This window comes from Austwickia sp. (genome assembly GCA_016699675.1).
Classification (GTDB): domain Bacteria; phylum Actinomycetota; class Actinomycetes; order Actinomycetales; family Dermatophilaceae; genus Austwickia.
Genome location: CP064985.1, coordinates 4,221,011 through 4,237,676, shown reverse-complemented (window position 1 = coordinate 4,237,676; position 16,666 = coordinate 4,221,011). Strand labels below are relative to the sequence as shown.

Here is a 16,666-nt window from a genome sequence, read left to right as displayed (position 1 = left end):
GTGTCGGCGAGGCCGGCGGCCGGTGTCGGCGAGGCCGGCGGCCGGTGTCGGTGACCTGAGGTAGAACTGCCTGCATGGAAGGCGACGGGGTGGGCGGCGTGCCCCTGCCCGTCGCGCTCGTCGCGGTGGACACCTCGCTGCCGCACCTGGATCGCGGGTTCGAATACGTCGTGCCCGCGGAGCTGGCGGAGGCGGCCAAGCCGGGGGTCCGGGTCAAGGTGCGCTTCTCGGGCCGCGACGTGGACGGGTTCGTGCTGGAGCGCCGCGCCGCGGCCCAGCACCCCGGCCGGCTCGCGCCGCTCCGGCGGGTCGTGAGCCCCGAGCCGGTGCTCACCGACCGGATCGCCGCCGTGGCCCGGCGGATCGCCGACACGCATGTCGGCACGCTGTCCGACGTGCTGCGCCTCGCCATCCCGCCGCGGCACGCGCGGGCGGAGAAGGCGCTGGATGCCCGGGGCGCGAGCGCCGGCGACGAGAGCCCGGACCCGCTCCCGCCGGCCACGACACCGCTCGGGATGCCGGAGGGGGCGCCTGGACTGCCGGAGGCGGTGGCCTGGGCCGCGTACCCGGCGGGCGCCACCTTCCTGCGCCGCCTCGCCGAGGGCCACGACGCGTCCGCGGCCTGGTCGGCCCTGCCGGGCCAGCGCGCCGACCGCGACTGGCCGGCCGCCTTCGCCGAGGCCGCCGAGGCCTGCCTCGCCGGCGGGCGCGGGGCGCTGCTGGTCGTCCCGGACAGCCGGGACCTGGACCGGCTCGACGCGGCGATCACGGCCCGGTTGGGCGCAGGCCGCCACGTCACGCTGACGGCGGCGCAGGGTCCGCAGGCCCGCTACACGGCCTGGCTCAAGGTGCTGCGGGGGCAGGTGCGCTGCGTCGTCGGGACCCGGGCGGCCGCCTTCGCCCCGGTGGCGCACCTGGGTCTGGTGGCCTGGTGGGACGACGGCGACGACAGCCATGCCGAGCCCCGCGCGCCGTACCCGCACGTCCGGGACGTCCTGCTCGCGCAGGCCGACCTCGCCGGTGCCGCCGCCCTGGCGGGCGGCTTCGCGCGCAGCGTCGCCGTGCAGCAGTTGGTCACATCGGGCCGGCTCAAGGAGGTCGGCGCGGAGGCGACCGTACGTCGTACGGCGGCCCCACGCGTGCACATCGCGGGGGAGGGGCTCGACGAGGAACGCGACGGGCCGGCGGCCCGGGCGCACCTGCCGTCCGCGGCGTGGCGCGCGGCCCGGACGGCCCTGGCGGAGGGTCCGGTGCTGGTCCAGGTGCCGCGTCGCGGCTACCTGCCGGCGCTGTCCTGTGCGACCTGCCGAACCCCGGCGCGCTGTGCGGTGTGCGCGGGGCCGTTGGCGGTGGCCGGGGAGCGGCAGGCCCCGGCCTGCCGGTGGTGCGGTGTGGTGGCCACTGGGCACACCTGCCCGACGTGCGGGGACCATCAGCTCCGCAGCGCCGTCATCGGAGCCGGGCGGACCGCCGAGGAACTCGGCCGGGCGTTCCCGGGCGCTGCCGTCGTGACCTCTCGCGCCGGGCACATGATCGACGCGGTGGGCGCCGAGCCGATGCTCGTGATCGCCACGCCGGGGGCGGAGCCGGTGGCGCCCGAGGGTTACGGCGCGGTGCTGCTGCTCGATGCGTGGGCCAGCCTGGACCGGCCGGTGCTCGCCGCGGCGGAGGAGGCGCTGCGCCGTTGGCTCGGGGCGGCCGCGCTGGCCAAGCCCGGGGCGGCGGTGGTGCTGGCGGGCGTGCCCGGGGCGGTTTCAGTCCCCGCCGTGGAGGCGTTGGTGCGCTGGGCCCCGGAGTGGTTCGCCGACCGCGAGCTGGCGGACCGCGCGGCCCTTCGCCTACCGCCCGCCGCATGGGCGGCCGCGCTGCGCGGAAAGCGCCGCGGTCTGCGGGAGCTGGTCGACGCGGCGGGCCTGCCCGATGCGGTCGACCGGTTAGGCCCGGTCTCGGGCCCGGGGGACGACCAGCTACACCTGCTGTTGCGCTGCTCGGCCGACGTCGGTGGGGCCGCGGCCGCCGCGCTGGCGGCGGGTCGCGCGGTCCGCAGCGCACGCAAGGATCCGGACAATGTCCTGGTCAAGATCGGTGTCGTTGATCCCTGAAAACGGTTAGGCCTGGTCAAGGTCGCGTCAAGTCCACGGTCGGCTGCTGGGCTGACCTGCGGATCCGACATAAGCTGGGCGCGCCAGCGGTGGGGGAGGTGGGCTGCACACCGTCGATTGGGGAGGGGCGTCATGGACCGAGCCGGCGCGCTCGAACCCTTGCGGGTGCCCAATTTCGCCTGGTTCTTCATGGGTCGCCTGATCTCGACCGCGGGCTCCGTGATGGCCCCGGTGGCCATCGTGTTCGCCGTTCTCGACATCACCGACTCGACGTTCGCCGTGGGCCAGGTGCTCGCCGCGCGCAGCATCCCGCTGGTGTTGTTCCTGCTCATCGGCGGCATGGTCGCGGACCGCCTGCCCCGCGCGAGGGTGCTCGTCGTCGCCCATCTGGCCTCGTTCGTGACGCAGGGTTTCGCGGCGTTCCTCGTCATCTCGGACCGGGCCGAACTCGCGCAGCTGGTCGTCCTGGAGGCCCTCAACGGCGTGACGACCGCCTTCACGATGCCGGCGATCCTCGGCCTGGTCCCGCAACTCGTCGACCGCCGCTACCTGCAGCAGGCCAACGCGCTCCTGGCGTTCAGCCGCAGCGGTCTGGCCGTCCTCGGTCCCGCGTTGGCCGGGACGCTCGTCATCACCGTCGGGCCTGGCTGGGCTTTGGCCTTCGACGCCCTCACCTGGGCCGTCGCGGGGATGTGCATGGTCTTCGTCAAGGTGCCGCACCGCACCGAGGCACCCGAGACGGGCTCCATGATCGCCTCGTTGCGCTCGGGGTGGACGGTGTTCCGGTCGCATACCTGGCTGTGGACCGTCGTCGTGACCTGCGGCGTCCTCAACGCCGTTCACGCCGGGGCATGGTCCACCCTGGGCCCGGTCGTGGCGAAGAACTCGCCGCACCTCGGTGAGCAGGCCTGGGGTTTCGCGGTCTCCGCCGAGGCGGTCGGCCTGCTCGTGTTCACCGTGGTCATGATGCGGGCGCAGGTGCGGCACCCGTTGCGGGTGGGCGTCGCCAGCATGCTCGCCTTGGCGTTGCCCCTGTTCGCCCTGGCGGCGCACGCGCCGCTCTGGGTGCTCCTCGCCGCCGGCTTCCTCGCCGGCTCCGGGGTGCAGGTGTTCATGATCTCCTGGCACACGACGATCCACGAGAACATCCCGGAGCGCTACCAGTCGCGCGTGGCGGCGTACGACGCCCTCGGGTCGTTCGTCGCCCTCCCCGTGGGGCAGCTGGCGATCGGGCCGATCGCCGCAGCGGCCGGCGAAAGCGCCACGCTGGCCTGGTCCGGGGTGCTCTACGTGGCCGTCGTCGCGGCCACCCTCGGCGTACCCGCGGTGTGGGCCCTGAGCCGGATGCACGGGGCACCCGCCGACCACGGGTGGGCCGGCGACGAGTCCGGCGACGAAGGGCCCGCCGACGACGAGATGCGGCCCGGGGGCGGGCGCACCCGGCGCGGATCCTCGGCCGCGGCAGGCCGGGCCGCGGGGCATGGCCGGCCCGCCCGGCAGCGCCGGCCCGCGGGGGACGGGGCCACCACCCTCGGGTCGTCCCGGACGGGCGAGGGCGGCGGCGCCTGAGGCCGGAGCCGCGCCCGCCCGCGGGGGCTCACCTGCATCGCGACACGTAGACTGAGGGTTCCGCCCGCCGCTGTGGGTCGCCCGCGCGCCCGGCGACGGGCCCGTCACGCAGCCCCGCCGTGAAAAGGATCCTCCTGTGGCCGTCAAGGACATTCGCCTGTTCGGTGACCCGGTCCTGCGCACCCCCGCCGACATCGTCGTGGACTTCGACAAGGAACTCGCCCGCCTCGTCGCGGACCTCACCGACACCATGCGGGAGGCTCCCGGCGCCGGCCTCGCCGCCCCCCAGATCGGGGTCGGGCTGCGGGTCTTCACGTGGTGGGTGGACGGCGAACTGGGCCACCTGTGCAACCCGGTCCTGGCCCTGTCCAAGGAGACCCAGGACGGTGAGGAGGGCTGCCTCTCGTTCCCCGGCATCTACGTCGACACGCCGCGGGCGCTCCGGGTGGTCGCCACCGGGCAGGACCTGCACGGCGAGCCCGTCACGATCGAGGGCAGCGAGCTGCTGGCCCGCTGCATCCAACACGAGACCGACCACCTCGACGGCATCCTCTTCATCGACCGCCTCGATCGCGAGGCGCGGCGGACGGCCATGAAGGCCATCCGCGAGGCGGAATGGGCCGGGGGGAAGGCCCCCGTCGTCAAGGTGAGCCCGCACTCGACCTTCGGCAAGGGGATGTAGCCGGTGCGGCTCGTCTTCGCCGGCACGCCCGAGGTCGCCGTACCGTCGCTGGACGCGCTGTTGGCCTCCTCCCACGAGGTGGTCGCGGTCGTGACCCGCCCGGACGCCCGCGCGGGACGGGGCCGGACGCTGCACCCGAGCCCGACCAAGGAGCGGGCGCTGTCGGCGGGGATCGAGGTGGTGACCCCGGCCTCCGCGCGGGACCCGGAGTTCCTCGCCCGGCTGCGCGACCTCGCTCCGGACGCCTGCCCCGTCGTCGCCTACGGCAACCTCCTGCCGCGGTCCGTGCTCGACGTCCCGCGGCTGGGCTGGGTCAACCTGCACTTCTCGCTCCTGCCGGCGTGGCGGGGGGCGGCGCCGGTGCAGCACGCGCTGATCGCCGGGGACGACGTGACGGGCGCGAGCACGTTCCTGGTGGAGGAGGCGATGGACAGCGGGCCGCTGCTCGGCACGATGACCGAGACCGTGCGGCCGACCGACACCGCCGGCGACGTCCTCGCCCGCCTCGCGGTGGCGGGCGCGGGGTTACTCGTGGCCAGCCTCGACGCGGTGGAGAGCGGGGCCGCGCAGCCGGTGCCGCAGGCCGCGGACGGGGTCTCGTACGCGCCCAAGGTCACCGTCGAGGATGCCCGGGTCCGCTGGGGCGACCCGGCGCTCGCGGTCGATCGGCGGATCCGGGGATGTACGCCGGCGCCCGGCGCCTGGACCCTCTTTCGGGGCGAGCGCCTCAAGGTGGGCCCTGTGGTACGCCTCGACTCAGCGGGCCTGGTGGGCCTGGTGGGCCTAGCGGACCTGGCGGGCTCGACTGGCGCGACGGGCCCGGCAGACCAGGCCAATCCCGGTGGACCCGAGGTGACCCTGGCGGCCGGGGAGCTCTTCGTCGACCGGCACGGGGTGCTCGTGGGGACCGGGACGACCGCCGTCCGGTTGGGCGAGGTGCAGCCGCCGGGCAAGCGGCCCATGCCGGCCGCGGACTGGGCCCGCGGCGCGCGGGCCCGCCCGGGCGAACGCCTCGGCGAGGTCGGCCGTGGCTGAGCGCAGCCAGGGGCAGCCACCGCGGCACCGCGGGCCGCGGCGCCGGTCGGTGACCACCCCAGCGGAGCGGCACCGGCGCGCGGATCCGGCGCGCACCGTCGCGTACGCCGTGATGCGCGCGGTCGACGCCGGGGCCTACACGAACCTGGAGCTGCCGAAGCAGCTGCGCGCCGCCGGACTGCGCGGCCGGGACGCGGCCTTCGCCACGGAACTCGTCTACGGCGCCACCCGCCTTCGCGGCCGATACGACCCGATCATCGCGCTGGCGGCCGGCCGCCCGCTGGACCGGCTCGACCCGGCGGTGCTCGACCTGCTCCGGCTCGGCACGCACCAGCTGCTGGGCATGCGTGTCCCCGTGCACGCCGCCTGCGACACCACGGTCGCGCTGGCCCGCGACAGCCACGGGCCGGGCGTCGGTGGCCTGGTCAACGCGGTGCTGCACCGGGTGAGCGAGCGGACCCGCGAGGACTGGCTGCGCGAGGTCGCGCCCGAGGGCGCCGAGCCCCTGGCCCGGCTGGCCGTGGCGACCTCGCATCCGGAGTGGATCGTGCGGGCGCTGCGCTCCGCGCTGCTGGGGCACGGTGCCGCCGGGCCGGACGATGTCGACAACGCCCTGGCCGAGCTGCTGGCCGCCGACAACGAGGCCCCGGTCGTGACGCTCGCCGCCCGGCCGGGCCTGGCAACGGTGACGGAGCTCACGGGGGCGGGGGCGGTCGCCGGGTCGTTGGTCCCGACCGCCGCGCGGCTGGTGACCGGCGGAGACCCCGGGGCGCTGGCCGCCGTGCGGGAGGGCCGGGCCGCCGTGCAGGACGAGGGCAGCCAGCTCATCGCGCTGGTGCTGGCCGCGGCGCCGGTGCTTCCACCGGCGCACGACGTACCGGAGGAGTCTGCGACCCCTGCGCCCGCGGAGAACTGGCTCGACCTGTGTGCCGGGCCCGGCGGCAAGGCGGGGCTGCTCGCCGCCATCGCGCGGGACCGCGGGGCGACCCTGTTCGCCAACGACAGCAGCGAACACCGCGCCCGACTGGTGCGCCAGACCGTCGCCGCGGCGGTCGCCGCGGGGGCGCAGGTGTTCGTCGGGACGGGGGACGGCCGCGAGATCGGGGCGGCCGAGCCGGGCGCCTACGACCGGGTGCTCGTCGACGCGCCGTGCAGCGGTCTCGGGGCGCTGCGTCGCAGGCCCGAGGCGCGCTGGCGCCGCAGCCCCGACGACGTCCCGACGCTGGTCGCGCTGCAGGGCGAGCTGCTGGACTCCGCGCTGCGCGCCGTCCGTCCGGGCGGGGTGGTCCTCTACGCGACGTGCAGCCCGCACCTGCCGGAAACGCGGTACGTCTTGGCCGATGCGCTGCGGCGCGCGGCTCGGGCGGGGCTGGCCGTCGAGGAACTGGACACCGCGGCCGTGGTCGACCAGGTGGCGCTTGCTTCGGTCACCGGCGTGGGGGCGCCGCCGTTCGTGCAGTTGTGGCCGCACCGGCACGGCACCGATGCGATGTTCGCCGCCCTGCTGCGCCGCACCAGCTGAGCCCCACGCACCGGGCCGCCCGCCGCGTCGGGGGTGCGGTGGAGTGGCGTCTACGCTGGCCGGGTGCAGATCTCGCCGAGCCTCCTGTCCGCCGATTTCGCCCGCCTGGCCGACGAGCTGCAGGCGGTGCGGAACGCCGACTGGGCCCACGTGGACGTCATGGACAACCACTTCGTGCCCAACCTCACGCTGGGCCTGCCGGTCGTCGAGGCCCTACTCGAAGTGAGCCCCATCCCCATCGACTGCCACCTCATGATCGAGGATCCCGACCGGTGGGCCCCGCCGTACGCCGAGGCCGGCGCCAAGAGCGTGACCTTTCACGTCGAGGCCGCCCGGGAGCATCGCCGGCTCGCCCGCGCGATCCGCGCGGCCGGCGCCCGGGCGAGCATGGCGCTCAAGCCGGGGACGCCCTGGGCGCCGTACGAGGAGCTGCTGCCCGAGGTGGACATGGTGCTGGTGATGACGGTGGAGCCGGGCTTCGGCGGGCAGAGCTTCCTCGCCGATCAGCTGCCCAAGGTCCGGGCGGTGCGCGAGGCGGTCCGGCGGCACGGCGGCGAGATCTGGGTGCAGGTCGACGGCGGGGTGTCCGCGGACACCATCGAACAGTGTGCGGAGGCGGGCGCCGACGTGTTCGTGGCCGGGTCCGCGGTCTACGGCGCCGCCGACGCCGCCGGCGCGGTGGAGCAGCTGCGCTCGTTGGCGCAGCGGCACCGCCATGCTTGAGGCGCTCGGCGTCCCTCGGCGGCGGCCGCAGTTAGCACGCTCGCCTCGCCGGTTTCCCCGGGGAAGACGGTGCGCTATTTCACATGCGCTACCAGGGGTTAGGCTGTCCGCGAACAGAATTCAGCGACAACGCCCAGCGCCGTCGCCGATCGTGACCGAACAAGAGGCCGGGCCCCGTGACCGCGTACAGGCTCCCCGTCGACTCCACCGCCGAGATGCACGAGGACTGTGCCTTCGAGCCCGCGGGGGAGCAGCCGGCGGAGGCGCCCGCGTTCGATGCGGCCGGCGTCGACGAGACGGCGCTGGACGCACCGGATTTCGACGAGACGGCGGTGGACGCGGCGGGTTTCGACGAGACGGCCTTCGACGCGGCGGGCTTCGCGGCGTCGCCGTTCGATGAGGACCTGCCGGACATCCCCGAGGTTCCGTTCTCGGTGCGGGTGGCCTCGATGTGGGGCACCATCCCCGCGATGCCCCCGGCCACGGCGCCCGCCACGGGAGACGACCGGCATGGGGACGACGGCGGCGCGGCGGGCGTCGACGATGCCGGCTTCCTCGTGGACCCCGGCGAGGCCAGGTCGGCCGGGGAGGGTGTTCGCGCGCCGTCCGTCGACAAGAGTGGCCCCGTGGTCCTCGACGAGGCCCAGGCCTGGCAGCGGCTGCTGCGGCTCCTGGAGCGGCACCCGGGCCGCCTGGTGCTCGGGATCAGCGGCGCGCCGGGGGCCGGAAAGACGTCGTACGCGGACTATCTCGCCGCGTGTTGCGTCGACGCGGCCGTCATCGGGGTCGACGGGTTCCAGCTGTCGTCGGCGGCGCTGACGCGGATGGGCCGGGGCGCGCGCCGCGGGGCACCGGACACGTTCGACCTCGACGGCTACCTCGCCCTGCTGCGCCGGCTGCGCCGCGACGACCAGCGGACCGTGTGGGCGCCCGAGTATTGGCGCGACCTTGAGGAACCGGTCGCCGGCGCGGTCGCCGTCCGGCCGTCCACCCGGGTCGTGATCACGGAGGGGAACTACCTCCTGCTTCCCCAGCGCCAGTGGCTCGAGGCGCGGGCGCTGTGCCACGAGGTCTGGTACGTCGAGGTTCCGGAGCGCGTCCGCGTCGAGCGGCTCGTGGGCCGGCACCGGCACTACGGCCGCAGCAAGGCCCAGGCTCGGGCGCGGGTCACGGTGGGGGTGGACGCCGAGAACGCGCACGTCGTCGCCGCCACGCGGGATCGCGCCGATGTCGTGGTCCAGCTCTCGCTCTCAGCCGGGGAGCACTACTGACCGGCGGCCCTCTGGCGTCGCTGCCCGCGCCGTCGCGAGGCGGCGTGGTCTGCGTCGGCCTGACCGTCCTCGACGTGGTTCAACGCGTCGCGGAGCCCGTGGCGTGGGGCCGCAAACACGTGAGCATCGCCGCGGAGGTGGCGGCCGGCGGGCCGGCGGCCAACGCCGCCGTGTGCGCCGCGCGACTGCTGGGCTCGGCGGTCCTCGTCACCGGCCTGGGGGACTCGCGGGCGGCAGCCGTCGTGCGGGCGGAGCTGGAGTCGTACGCCGTGCGGGTCGTCGATCTCGCGCCGCCAGGATGGTCCCTTCCCGTCGCGGCGTGCCTGGTCGACGCTGCTGGGGAGCGCACCGTGGTGTCGCCCGGTGCGCTGACCACGAGCTGGAGGCTGCCTGCCGAGGCCGTGGAGCTGGTGGCCCGAGCCGATGTCCTGCTCTTGGACGGCCACCATCCCGCGGCGGCCGGGGCGGCACTCGCCGCGCTTGCCGGAGCAAGCGCAGGTCCGCCCCGTCCCCTCTCGGTGCTTGACGCAGGGAGCGCCAAACCCCACGCGGAGGAGTGGCTGGGCCGGCTCGACGTCGTCGCGGGCTCGGCGGACTACGCGGCCGGGCTGGGGCTTGATGCGCAGGCGGCCGTCGCGCACATCCTCGCGGCCGGCGCCGGAGCCGCCGTCATGACCGACGGCGCCCGCGACATCCTCTGGGCGCAGCGGCGCGGGAGCGCCGGACGCGTCACCCCACCCACGGTCGCCGCCGTGGACACCTTGGGGGCGGGGGACGCCTTCCACGGCGGGCTGGCGGCCGCCCTCGCCGCGGGGTTGGCGCTGGCCCCCGCCGTGGGGTTCGCGGCTCAGGTGGGGGCCGCGCGCGTCGCCACGGCGGGCGCCCGGTCGTGGCTGGACGCGCTGCCGCCGCCCACCGGCCGGAGGTCGCACTAGCCCAGCCCGCGCGTGCGGGACCGCTTTTCCCCGCTCCCTATCCCGCGAATTCGCTTGTGGCATAACCGAGAATCGACAGCAATTGGACATGGGTCCAATTGCTTTGTATTCTCGAATGCGGGGAAACAGCTTGGGGGTTGGTTTGCCCGCGGTGTTGGGGTCGGCGGCAGTGCCGCCGGAAACAGCGCGGGCGCGACCGTGGTCATCGATGGGGATCGAATGCCACGCCGTGGAAAGCCTCGTCCCAAGCGTCACACTTGGGGGAGGGTTACGTGCGCTTGCGCCTGTCTGGACGCAAAGCCGGGGGAGCCGGGGACACCGCGACGGTAGCGGTGGTCAATCACGAGCATGGCTGGGGTCAGAGCGTTTTCGCCGACCCGTCGGGTCGGCGGTGGCGTCGCACGCGACGAGTTCTCGTCGCGGTGGCGCTGGCCGCGGTCGTCATCCTGGCGCTGGTCGGGCCGCAACTGTGGGCCAGCCCGCGCATGACGCCCGCCGCGGCCGACACGCCCGTCCTCGCGCGGGAAGACGTGGGGGACCACCCGCCGGTCTTCGGTCGAGGTCCGTTGGAGCGGGTCGTCCGCCTCACGACGGAGCAGGGGGTCACCACGAGCGTCGAGCCGTTCACCGGCGAGAAGCTCGGCAATCTGGATGCGGAGTCGGTTGCGAAGGTGGGTTCGGCGAAGTACGCGATTCAGCGGTATGGGTATTCGCAGACGGCCACCAAGACGATCTCGTTGACGTATGACGACGGGGTTGATCCGGTGGTGACGCCGGCGTTGTTGGATCTGCTGGGTAAGAACAAGGTGCCGGCGACGTTCTTCCTCATTGGCGATAAGGCCGCGCTCGCGCCGGACGTGGTTCGGCGGATGGCGAACGAGGGGCACGGGATCGGCCTGCACACGATGACGCATCCGCGGGTCGCGGAGGTGCCGGACTGGCGGCAGCAGCTGGAGGTGGTGCAGACCGAGCGGGTGCTGCGCTCGATCACGGGGCGTGAGGTCGGGATCTGGCGGGCGCCTTATACCGGTCCGGACGAGCACAGCTTGCAGGACACGGTCACGGGGTTGTTGCGGGCCCAGCGGTTGGGTTACGTGCATGCGGACTATGACTTCGACACCCTGGACTGGGAGCACGATGCGCGGCCGAATGAGACGGCTGCGGACATTCCGTTGCCCGACTTCAGCACGGGCGAGAACATCACGGTGTTGATGCACGACGGCGGCGGGCCGGATCGGATGCGGACCGTGCAATACACGGCGCGGCTGATCGATGCGGCGCGGGCGGCGGGTTATTCGTTCCACACCATGCCGCAGGTGAATCCCCTGATCGCGCAGGCGAATGCGCCGGTGTCGGCGTCCGCCCTGGATCGGATTTCCGAGACGATCGTGGTCGGCCTGTATGACTGGCCGCGGCTGCTGATGAAGGGCCTCTTCCTGATCGCGGTCGGGATGACGCTGGTCGTGGGGGTCGCCAATGTGCTGCTCGCGGCAGGGATGAAGTGGCGGCGCAGGCGGCGTTCGTGGCCGCACCCGGCCGAGATCGGGCTGTCCGTCTCGGTGGTGATCGCTGCGTACAACGAGGAGCCGGTCATTGCCCGGACCCTGCGGTCCATCCTGCTGTCGGACTACCCGCTGACCGAGGTGCTGGTCGTCGATGACGGTTCGTCGGACGGGACGATGGCGGAGGTGCTGTCGTTGGCGGCCGAGGACCCGCGGGTGCGGTTGTACACCCAGCCGAACGGGGGCAAGGCCACGGCGCTCAACAACGGCATCGGCGCGGCACAGGGCGAGATCATCGTCACGCTGGACGCGGACACGATCGTCATGACCGACACGATCAGCAACCTCGTTCGGCACTTCGCGGTCGGTAAGGACGTGCAGCGCCTCGGCGCGGTGGCCGGCGTCGTGCGGGTCGGCAACCGCAGCAAGAACCTGCTCACGCGCTGGCAGGCGCTGGAGTACCTGACGCAGATCGGCTTGGAGCGTTCGGCTCAGGACGCGCTGGGCGCGATCTCGATCATCCCGGGGGCCTGCGCGGCCTGGCGCAAGGAGGCGATCGTGGCCGCGGGTGGGTATTCCACGGCGACCTTGGCGGAGGACTGCGATCTGGCGCTGACCTTGCATGAGTTGGGTTGGCGGGTGACTCAGGACACCGATGCGGTGGCGCTCACGGAGGCCCCGGAGACGGTGGATGACCTGTTGAAGCAGCGCAGTCGGTGGACCTACGGGACCTTGCAGGCGATGTGGAAGCACCGCCGGATGATGCTGCGCCCCAAGTTCGGCATGTTGGGGATGTACGTGTTGCCCAGCTATGTGCTCTCGATCCTGGTGCCGCTGGTGTTCCTGCCGTTCGTGGTCGTCATGACCGTCAACACCCTGCAGACCGACGGGCCGGGGGTGCTGGCCGGGTATGCGCTGCTCTTCCTCGCGGTGCACGTGGTGTTGGCCGCGATCGCGGCGCGGTTGATGGAGGAGAGCTGGGGCCACGTGGCCATGGTGCCGATCTACCGCGTGGTGTACGAGCCGTTGCGGGCCTACCTGCTCTACACCTCGGTGGATCTGGCCTGGAAGGGCCGCAGCATGGGCTGGAACAAACTCGTGCGGACCGGATCGATGGATCTGGACACCGTGGTCGACGCCGGCGGGGCCCGCCCCGCGAGCCGGCTGCTGCCGCTGCGGGCCCGCGCCGCGAAGGGACTGTCCTCATGACCATCGACAAGCGTCACGACGTCGCCCCCCGCCAGCAGGGGCCGGGGCGGTTCCTGGGTCAGCGCCGGCTGCCTCGCTTTGCGCTGCGCTCCCCGGCCGCCGCCCCGAGCTCGCCGGCCGCGGCCCCCCGTACGCCGGTCGTCGCGCCGCCCGTCGAGGTGCCCGTGGTGCTCGACACCGCGCCGCCGGGGTTCCGTCAGGTCTTCCCGGAGTCGTGCGCGGCGGTCCTCGCCCCGACGACATCCAGCGTCGCCGAGGTGGTGGCCGAGGCTGAGCTCACCCAGAACCTCGAGTCCCCGGCGACCGAGCCGGTGCCGGCGGCGAGCCGCCCGGCCCCGCAACGGGACCGCTACATCGACGTGCTGCGGGTCCTTGCCTTGGGCCGGGTCGTGCTCTACCACCTGGTCGGCTGGGCCTGGCTGACCATCGCCTTCCCGTCGATGGGGATCATGTTCGCCCTCGCCGGCTCCCTGACCGCGGCCTCGCTCGATCGGCACCAAGGCCACTACGTCCGGGTGTTGCTGCGTCGGATGCGGCGCCTGCTCCCGCCGTACTGGGCCTTCGGTGCGGTCATGATCGCCGCGATGGCCGTCATCGGCTGGCGGGCGGACGCCGCCGGTCACGGCGGCCCCGACTGGGGCACGATGATCTACTGGGTGCTCCCGCTGGCCGAGCCGCCGAGCAGCGCCGCGGTCGCGTCCGCCACGGTCCCGCTGTGGTACATCAGCGCCTACCTGTGGCTGGTCCTGCTCTCGCCCGCGCTGCTGTGGACCTTCCGGCGCTGGCCGCTCAAGACCCTGGCCGCCGCGCCGATCGCCCTGCTCGCGGTCGCCGGCAGTGTCCTGGTGCTGTGGGGTCCCTTCGAGGCCACCACGCTCAACCTGCTCACGTACGCCGCGTGCTGGATGCTGGGCTTCGCCCACCATGACGGCCGGCTCCGCGCCGTGCCGCTGGGACGAATCCTGCTGATCGGCGCGGCGCTCGCCGGCGCGGGCCTGGCCTGGGCCATCGCGAACCCGGACCCCGAGACGGGGGTCAACGTCACGGACATCCCGGTCGCCGCGATGCTCTACAGCCTCGGGGTCGTGCTCATCCTGCTCCGGTGCTACGTCGACATGTCGTGGTTGACGAAGGTCCGTTGGTTGGATGCCCTGGTCGCCGCCGTCAACCGCCGGGCCCTGACGATCTACCTGTGGGGCAACGTGTGCATCGACGTCGCCCTGTGGGCGCTGGCTCGGTATGTCGACCCGACCCTGTTCGAGGGCAACCCGTATCAGGTGGCGATCCTGCTCGGGGCCGCGTGGGCGCTGATCTGGGTGGTCGTCCTCGCGCTCGGCTGGGTCGAGGACCTTGCCGCGGGCCGGCCGTTGCGCATCAGTCCGTTCCCGCGGCGCGCGCCCCGGCATGCCCGGGCCCCCCGTCGGGGTCGGGTGGGTCGTGGCGTGCCGCAGGTCCACCCGCGGGAGGCCGCCGTGGTCGGCGGGGCGGGGTCGTGAACGGCGCCGAACCGGCGAGCCGCGATCCACGCTTGGGGAGGCAACGCCTGGCCCTCATGGCCGGGGCGCTGGTGATGATCCTGGTGGCGTTCGGCGCCACCTGGCATCTCGGCCGCGTGCACGGCGCGCAGGTCGAGGAGCGCACCCGCGAGCCGGTCGCGAGCGGCAATGCTGCCCAGGGCGACCACGACCGGGTCCGCTGCTCCTCAGCGGCCAGCGCCGATCCGTCGTCGCCGGCCGGCGAGACGCTGGTCCTGTCGATGGTGGCCTCGGCCGAGAACTCGACCTTGCGCTGGGAGCAGCAGGTCGGCTACCTGGAGTACAACGTCGAGGGCAACGCGGCCGAGAACCGGGGCTACACCGGGGGAATCGTCGGCTTCACCAGCAAGACCCACGACATGCTGGAGCTGGTCCGGGCGTACGACGCCGCCGCTCCCGGCAACCCGCTGAGTCCCTACCTTCCGGCGCTGGCCGATGTCGACGGCAGCTCCCGCAGGACCGGCCTGGGGTCGGGCTTCGAACAGGCTTGGGCGAGCGCCGCGAAGGACGAGCGGTTTCTCCAGGCCCAGGTGGACCTGACCCGCAAGCTCTACCTGCAGCCGGCCGTCGCGCTGGCCAAGGCCGACAGGGTCGGGCCGCTCGGTCAGTTCGCCTATGTCGACGCCGCCGTGATGCACGGCCTCGACGACGCGAAGGGCCTGGGCCGCATCCGCCGGGACGCCACGGCCGCGGCCCGACCGCCGGCGCAGGGCGGCGACGAAAAGGCCTACCTCGACGCCTTCCTCGACGCCCGCGTCGCGACCATGAAGACGGAGAAGGGCCACAAGGACACCACTCGGGTCAACACCGCGCAGCGGGTGTTCCTCGACGCCGGGAACCTCGCCCTCGACCTGCCCCTGGAGTGGAAGACCTACGGGGACCGCTACACGATCCTGGCCACCGACGAGTGCGCCCGGCGGGGGATCAAGGAGTAGATCCCCCGCCGGGCGACGGTCGGGCATCCCCTCCACGGCGGGGTGCCGGGTGCCGGATCAAGCCTTCGGCAGCGTGATCTCGTTGACTGTGTACTTGTCGCCGTAGACCGACCAGGTCAGCGGCAGCGACAGGTTGAGGTTGCTGTTCTTGAGGAAGACGCGCTGCGCCGTCTCCACCCGAGAGACGTCGCTGTGGCCCTCCTCGGCCTTCATCGCCGCTACCCGCGCGTCGAGGAAGGCGTTGAGGTAGGTCTTCTCGTCGCCGCCCTGAGCGGGCGTCTTCGCCTTCTTCAGCGCCGCGGAGCGGATCCCACCGAAGCTCAGCGAGTCGGAGCCCGGACCGTGCATCACCATCGCGTCGAAGTAGGCGAACTGGCCGAGGGCGCCGAGCCCGTCCGACTTGGCCTGGTCGACGGCGGGGCGGAAGTACATCGAGTCGGCCAGGTCGACCTGGGCCTGCACGAAGCGCGGGTCGCTCGCGGCGCTGCGCCACGCGGCGACGTACGCCGAGCCGAGTCCGGCCGTGCTGGACGTGCCGTCCACGTTCTTCAACGCCGGGAGGAACTTGGCCAGCGGGTTGTTCGTCGGGGCGGCGGCGACGTACTGCTGGACGAGCAGCAGCATGTCGTGGGTCTTGCTGGTGAAGCCGACGATGCCGCCGGTGTAGCCGCGGTTCTCGGAAGAGTTGCCCTCGACGTTGTACTCGAGGTAGCCGACGTTGTCCCGCCAGGCGAGGTTCGAGTTCTCCGCCGAGGAGATCAGCATCCACGCGAGCTCGTGCAGCGTCGGGTCGGTGAGGCTCGGGCGGCGCGTGCCGGGGTTGGCCGTGGTCGACGGGGCGGTGGTGGGCGTCGCGGAGGGCGCCGAGGTCGGCACGGACGTCGGGTCGGTCGTCGGTGCCGAGGTCGGGGCCGAGGTGGGGGCAGTCGTGGGCGCCGTCGTCGGCGCGGAGGTGGGGGCCGACGTGGGGGCGGTGGTCGGCTTCGTCGGGGGCGTCGTCGGCTTCGGGGTCCAGTGGTGCCGGCCGATCGAGCGGCAGTGGTGGTGGCACTTGCGGCTCGAGGTCTGGAACGTCGGGTCCGCGGAGGCGAGCGGGACGGCGAGGGCGAAAGCGCCCGTCGAGGCGGCGATGAGCAGGGCAAAACGGCATGCGGAATTCATGGGTCTCCGTTTCGAGAGGCCGGCGTGGGGAGGGCAGCAGCCGAGGCGCCGTACGGCATCCCGTGGGGAGTGACGCCGAGTGGGGGAACGACGCGCGAGTAGTGCCGCTCTATTCGTCCGGATCACGCTCGACTGAAGCCGGGGCGGCCCGTGGAGTCAGGCGTCCGCCCTGGGCGCCGGGCTGCCCGGACGAAGAGCCGGCCCCGCCCGCCGCAGGTCGCGCCGCGGTGGCATACTGGCTTCAACGTGCTCCGGGGTCGGTGAAACTCCGAGCCGGCGGTGACAGTCCGCGACCCGTTCGTCTCGCTCGCGAGGCGGCGGTGGACCCGGTGGAACTCCGGGACCGACGGTGAAAGTCCGGATGGGAGGCAGCACGTGATCGCCCGCGAGGGTGATCCGTTGGCGACGCCGGGTGCGGTGTCGTCGGTCCGTCGCGAGCACGACCCTCCTTGGGTCGTGCTCGATGCGTGTCCGGGTCGCTCAGG

10 protein-coding genes, 2 pseudogenes and 1 riboswitch are annotated in these 16,666 nt (G+C 73.5%); of the genes and pseudogenes, 11 read left to right on the top strand and 1 reads right to left on the bottom strand.

Annotated features, from left to right (window positions below):
- Positions 1-74: 74 nt before the first annotated feature.
- From IPK37_19345 to IPK37_19295, 11 genes and pseudogenes are all read left to right on the top strand, one after another.
- Entirely contained in the window at positions 75-2,102 is a 2,028-nt protein-coding gene (locus IPK37_19345; GenBank protein ID QQS00889.1) for a primosome assembly protein PriA, read from the top strand.
- Between the two features lie 132 nt (positions 2,103-2,234).
- Positions 2,235-3,449, top strand: a pseudogene (locus IPK37_19340) (MFS transporter).
- A 358-nt stretch (positions 3,450-3,807) separates the two neighbouring features.
- Complete coding sequence (gene def, locus IPK37_19335) at positions 3,808-4,353, top strand: peptide deformylase (GenBank protein ID QQS00888.1); 546 nt, start codon at positions 3,808-3,810, stop codon at positions 4,351-4,353.
- 3 nt (positions 4,354-4,356) lie between these two features.
- Positions 4,357-5,388 carry a methionyl-tRNA formyltransferase gene (locus IPK37_19330; GenBank protein ID QQS00887.1) on the top strand — a complete coding sequence of 344 codons (1,032 nt, stop codon included), beginning with the start codon at positions 4,357-4,359 and terminating at the stop codon, positions 5,386-5,388.
- A 49-nt stretch (positions 5,389-5,437) separates the two neighbouring features.
- Positions 5,438-6,910 carry an rRNA small subunit methyltransferase B gene (locus tag IPK37_19325; protein ID QQS00886.1) on the top strand — a complete coding sequence of 491 codons (1,473 nt, stop codon included), beginning with the start codon at positions 5,438-5,440 and terminating at the stop codon, positions 6,908-6,910.
- A 63-nt stretch (positions 6,911-6,973) separates the two neighbouring features.
- Positions 6,974-7,633: a ribulose-phosphate 3-epimerase gene (rpe, locus tag IPK37_19320; protein QQS00885.1), complete on the top strand. Its 660-nt coding sequence runs from the start codon at positions 6,974-6,976 to the stop codon at positions 7,631-7,633.
- A gap of 470 nt (positions 7,634-8,103) precedes the next feature.
- Positions 8,104-8,904 (top strand): nucleoside/nucleotide kinase family protein, encoded by an 801-nt coding sequence (locus tag IPK37_19315; GenBank protein QQS03024.1) that lies wholly within the window; start codon positions 8,104-8,106, stop codon positions 8,902-8,904.
- Between the two features lie 44 nt (positions 8,905-8,948).
- On the top strand, positions 8,949-9,839 hold the full coding sequence (locus IPK37_19310) for a carbohydrate kinase (GenBank protein ID QQS00884.1): 891 nt from the start codon (positions 8,949-8,951) through the stop codon (positions 9,837-9,839).
- 422 nt (positions 9,840-10,261) lie between these two features.
- The gene (locus IPK37_19305) at positions 10,262-12,550 is read left to right on the top strand and encodes a glycosyltransferase (protein ID QQS00883.1); all 2,289 of its coding nucleotides are present in this window, start codon (positions 10,262-10,264) and stop codon (positions 12,548-12,550) included.
- A complete protein-coding gene (locus IPK37_19300) occupies positions 12,547-14,046 on the top strand; it encodes an acyltransferase family protein (GenBank protein ID QQS00882.1) in 1,500 nt (499 codons plus the stop codon). The genes IPK37_19305 and IPK37_19300 overlap by 4 nt, the downstream gene beginning before the upstream one ends.
- 168 nt (positions 14,047-14,214) lie before the next feature.
- Positions 14,215-15,020 (top strand): annotated as a pseudogene (locus IPK37_19295) (chitosanase).
- Between the two features lie 57 nt (positions 15,021-15,077).
- Here IPK37_19295 and IPK37_19290 read toward each other — a convergent pair.
- The gene (locus IPK37_19290) at positions 15,078-16,181 is read right to left on the bottom strand and encodes a chitosanase (GenBank protein ID QQS00881.1); all 1,104 of its coding nucleotides are present in this window, start codon (positions 16,179-16,181) and stop codon (positions 15,078-15,080) included.
- A gap of 242 nt (positions 16,182-16,423) precedes the next feature.
- Positions 16,424-16,560, top strand: a riboswitch (FMN riboswitch).
- The last annotated feature ends 106 nt before the right edge of the window (positions 16,561-16,666 follow it).

What these genes read in the sequence shown, in the direction of transcription:
- IPK37_19315 (QQS03024.1), top strand. Translation starts at nt 8,104, where the DNA reads ATGCCCCCGGCCACGGCGCCCGCCACGGGAGACGACCGGCATGGGGAC.
- IPK37_19290 (QQS00881.1), bottom strand. Translation starts at nt 16,181, where the DNA reads ATGAATTCCGCATGCCGTTTTGCCCTGCTCATCGCCGCCTCGACGGGC.
- IPK37_19300 (QQS00882.1), top strand. Translation starts at nt 12,547, where the DNA reads ATGACCATCGACAAGCGTCACGACGTCGCCCCCCGCCAGCAGGGGCCG.
- IPK37_19345 (QQS00889.1), top strand. Translation starts at nt 75, where the DNA reads ATGGAAGGCGACGGGGTGGGCGGCGTGCCCCTGCCCGTCGCGCTCGTC.